4 protein-coding genes are annotated in these 4099 nt (G+C 74.2%); 2 read left to right on the top strand and 2 right to left on the bottom strand.

Annotated elements, in window-relative coordinates; translation table 11 throughout:
• On the bottom strand, positions 1 to 665 hold a 665-nt coding region (locus tag ACW62_RS17335; RefSeq protein WP_205629427.1), incomplete at its 3' end, for an alpha/beta hydrolase family protein.
• Positions 658 to 1260 (bottom strand): GNAT family N-acetyltransferase, encoded by a 603-nt coding sequence (locus ACW62_RS17330; RefSeq protein WP_053205380.1) that lies wholly within the window; start codon positions 1258 to 1260, stop codon positions 658 to 660. The genes ACW62_RS17330 and ACW62_RS17335, both read right to left, overlap by 8 nt.
• Positions 1261 to 1355: 95 nt before the next feature.
• Between ACW62_RS17330 and ffh the strand changes: the two genes are divergently transcribed.
• Positions 1356 to 2954 (top strand): signal recognition particle protein, encoded by a 1599-nt coding sequence (gene ffh / locus ACW62_RS17325; protein ID WP_053205379.1) that lies wholly within the window; start codon positions 1356 to 1358, stop codon positions 2952 to 2954.
• Between the two features lie 29 nt (positions 2955 to 2983).
• Complete coding sequence (locus ACW62_RS17320; protein ID WP_240477328.1) at positions 2984 to 4036, top strand: amidohydrolase family protein; 1053 nt, start codon at positions 2984 to 2986, stop codon at positions 4034 to 4036.
• The last annotated feature ends 63 nt before the right edge of the window (positions 4037 to 4099 follow it).

The raw sequence follows: 4099 nt of genomic DNA, 5'->3' as shown, positions 1-4099 counted from the left end.
GGGGGGGGCCCCTGCCGGTCCTCGGTGCCGTGCAGCAGCGCGACGGGTCGCCCGGGCGGCGCGAGCGTCAGCGGGTCGGTGACGGCGTACCGCTCCGGCCGCTCGCCCGGCCCGCCGCCGAGCAGCTCGTCCGCCGCGCCACCGTCCAGCCGCAGGCCGGCCGCCGCCCGCAGGTCGAGCACCCCGGCCAGCGACACCACGCCGGCCGGCCGCGCCTCCGGGGCGGGCGCCGCCCAGCGGGCCCCGGCCGGCAGCCGTCCCCGCGACGCCGCCCAGACGGCGAGGTGCGCGCCCGCGGAATGCCCCACGTGCACGACCCGGCCCGGGTCCACGTCCGTGACCTCGGCGGCCAGCAGAGGCGCCGCGTCCAGCGCCGCCGCCACGTCGTCGAACGTCGCCGGCCAGCCGCCGCCCGCGCCCGTCCGCCGGTACTCGATCGCCGCCACCGCGTACCCGGCCGCGACGAACCCGGCGCACTCCGGCCACGTGTGCCGCCGGTCGTACTCCGCCCGCCAGAACCCGCCATGCACCACGACGACCAGTGGCCGTGCCCCGTCGCGGTCCGCCGGCCACACGTCGATCACCTGGTCGGGCCGGTCGCCATACGCCACCGTCCAGCGCGGCGGGGGAGCGGCCCGCGTCAGCACCTCCCGCGGGTCACGCACGCGCCGCCCCGCCCAGGTCGTGCCGCATGACCCAGCGCGGCCGCCGGGCGCTGGTCGCGTCGGTCGCGGCGACCCGCGCGAACCCGGCCCGCTCGAACATCCCCGTCGTCCCGACGTAGGCCAGCGACGTGCTGAGCCGGGCCCCGCCGGTCTCGACCGGGTAGCCCTCCAGCGCGGGCGCGCCGTGCGCCGCCGCGAACGCGACCGCCTCGTGCAGCAGTTCCTCCGCCAGCCCGCGCCGCCGGTAGCCCGTCCGCACCACGAAGCACACGACCGACCAGACCGGGAGGTCGTCGACCGGCCGGATCGTCGTCGAGCGGACCAGCCGTGCCATCGCCGTCCGCGGCCCGACGTGGCACCAGCCGGCCGGTTCGTCGTCGACGTAGGCGAGCAGGCCGGGCGGCACCGGCCCATCGACCAGCTCGTGCAGCCGGTCCTCCCGGTCCGGGCCGGGCAGCCGCCCGAACTCGCCCGACGGCAGCCGCCAGGCCAGGCACCAGCAGGCGTCGGCGCCCTCGCCACGCGGCGCGAGCAGGACGCGCAGATCGTCCCAGCGATCCGCCGTGACGGGGTGGATCCGGACGTCGCCAGCCATGGGGGCAGTCTGGCGCATGCCGCGGACGAGGGCGGCGCGTTAGGCTTGCGATGGACTCCCGTACCCTGCCGACGACCCCGAGGACATCAGCAGACGTGTTCGCCACCCTCACCGACCGCCTGACCGCGACGTTCAAGAACCTGCGCGGCAAGGGTCGCCTCTCCGACGCCGACATCGACGCCACCGCCCGCGAGATCCGCGTCGCGCTGCTCGAGGCCGACGTCGCGCTGCCGGTGGTCAAGGACTTCATCGCGGCGGTCCGCGAGCGCGCCCGGGGCGAGGAGGTCTCGCAGGCGCTCAACCCGGCCCAGCAGATGATCAAGATCGTCAACGACGAGCTGGTCCGCATCCTGGGCGGCGAGACGCGCCGGGTGCGGTTCGCCAAGCAGCCGCCGACGGTCATCATGCTCGCGGGCCTGCAGGGCGCCGGTAAGACGACGCTGGCGGGCAAGCTCGCGCTCTGGCTGAAGGAGCAGGGCAAGCAGCCGCTGCTCGTCGCGGCCGACCTCCAGCGCCCCAACGCCGTCACCCAGCTCCAGGTCGTCGGCGAGCGGGCCGGCGTCGCGGTGTGGGCGCCCGAGCCGGGCAACGGCGTGGGCGACCCCGTCTCCGTCGCGCGGTCCGGCATCGAGCACGCCACCAGCCGCCTCCACGACGTCGTCATCGTTGACACCGCCGGCCGGCTGGGCGTCGACGAAGAGCTGATGAAGCAGGCCGCGGACATCCGCGACGCCGTCAAGCCGGACGAGACGCTGTTCGTCGTCGACGCCATGATCGGCCAGGACGCCGTCAACACCGCGCTGGCCTTCCAGGACGGCGTCGGGTTCGACGGCGTCGTCCTCACCAAGCTCGACGGCGACGCCCGCGGTGGCGCCGCGCTCTCCGTCGCGTCCGTCACGGGCAAGCCGGTGATGTTCGCGTCTGCGGGCGAGAAGCTCACCGACTTCGACGTGTTCCATCCCGAGCGGATGGCCTCGCGCATCCTCGACCTCGGCGACATGCTCACGCTGATCGAGTCGGCCCAGAAGGCGTTCGACGCCGAGCAGGCCGAGGACATGGCCCGCAAGCTGCAGGCCAAGGGCGGCAAGGACTTCACCTTCGACGACTTCCTGCAGCAGATGCAGGCGATCAAGAAGATGGGGTCGTTCAAGAGCCTGCTCGGCATGCTCCCCGGCGCCGGCCAGATGCGCGAGGCGCTCGACTCCTTCGACGAGCGCGAGCTCGACCGCGTCCAGGCCATCGTCCACTCCATGACGCCGGGCGAGCGGGCCAACCCGAAGATCATCAACGGCTCGCGCCGCTCCCGCATCGCGAAGGGTTCCGGCCGCCAGGTCAGCGAGGTCAACCAGCTGGTCGAGCGGTTCTTCATGGCCCGCGAGATGATGAGCCAGGCCGCGCGGGGCAAGCTCGGCGGCATCCCGGGCATGCCCGGCATGGCCGGCGGCATCCCCGGCATGCCCGCCATCGGCGGCAAGAAGAGCAAGGGCAAGCAGCCGAAGCAGGGCAAGAAGGGCAAGCGCGGCGCGCGGTCGGGCAACCCGGCCAAGCGGGCGGCGCAGCTCGCGGCCGCCGACGAGAAGCGCTCGGCCGAGCCGCAGCCCGGCCAGCTGCCGTCCGCGTTCGGTGGCGCGCCCGAGGGCGACGGCAACCTCGAACTCCCCGACGACATCGCGCAGTTCCTCAAGCGGCGGTGACGCCGTCGCCTGCCCTGCACCTGCGGGGCGTGCTCCTGCCCGAGACCGAGCACCGCGACCTGTGGGTGCGTGACGGCCTCGTCACGTTCGAGCCGGTGCCCGACGCCGTCACCGTGGGCACCGGGTGGATCCTGCCCGGCCTCGTCGACCTCCACTGCCACGTCGGCCTCGCCGCCGGCGGCGCCGTCCCCGACGACGTCGCCGAGCAGCAGGCACTCACCGACCGCGACATCGGCGCCCTCCTCGTCCGCGATGCCGGCTCGCCCGCCGACACCCGCTGGATCGACGACCGCGACGACCTCCCGCGCATCGTCCGGGCCGGCCGTCACATCGCCCGCACCAAGCGCTACCTGCGCAACTTCGGCTGGGAGATCGAGCCCGACCAACTCGTCGCCTATGTCGAGCAGGAGGCCCGCCGCGGCGACGGCTGGGTCAAGCTCGTCGGCGACTGGATCGACCGCGAGAAGGGCGACCTCTCGCCCTGCTGGCCGCGGTGGGCGCTGGACGCCGCCATCGAGCGGGCGCACGAGCTGGGGGCCAGGGTCACGGCGCACGTCTTCGGCGAGGACGCCCTTCCCGACCTGCTCGGCGCCGGCATCGACGGCATCGAGCACGGCACGGGGTTGTCGTCCGACCTCGTCTCGCTGATGGCCGCGCGCGGGGTGTCGCTGGTGCCGACGCTGGTCAACATCGCCAACTTCCCCACGTTCGCGGCCCAGGGCGAGGCCAGGTTCCCCGGGTACGCGGCGCACATGCGTTCGCTGCACGCGCGGCGCTACGACAACGTCCGCGACGCCTACGACGCCGGCGTGCCCGTGTTCGCCGGCACCGACGCCGGCGGTCAACTGCCGCACGGTCTGATCGCGCGCGAGGTGCTCGAGTTCGTGTCCGCCGGCATCCCCGCCGAAGCCGCCGTCGCCGCCGCCTCGTGGAAGGCGCGCTCGTACCTGCTCGGCGGCAGTGGCCTCCTCGACGAGGGAGTGACGGCGGACCTCTGCGTCTACGCCGACGACCCCCGCCTCTCGCCGAAGACGCTCCTCGACCCCGTCCGGATCATCCTCCGAGGCCGCGTCGTCCGCTGAACCATGACGCTTCTATGTCAAGGTGCTGATTGTTGGCAGGTCAGGGGTGTGAGGTCCTGGCGG

It is taken from the genome of Jiangella muralis, assembly GCF_001270745.1.
Lineage (GTDB): Bacteria > Actinomycetota > Actinomycetes > Jiangellales > Jiangellaceae > Jiangella > Jiangella muralis.
The sequence above is the reverse complement of the archived record's forward strand: the minus strand, read 5'-3'. Positions and strand labels throughout refer to the sequence as shown.

What these genes read in the sequence shown, in the direction of transcription:
- ACW62_RS17330 (WP_053205380.1), bottom strand. Translation starts at nt 1,260, where the DNA reads ATGGCTGGCGACGTCCGGATCCACCCCGTCACGGCGGATCGCTGGGAC.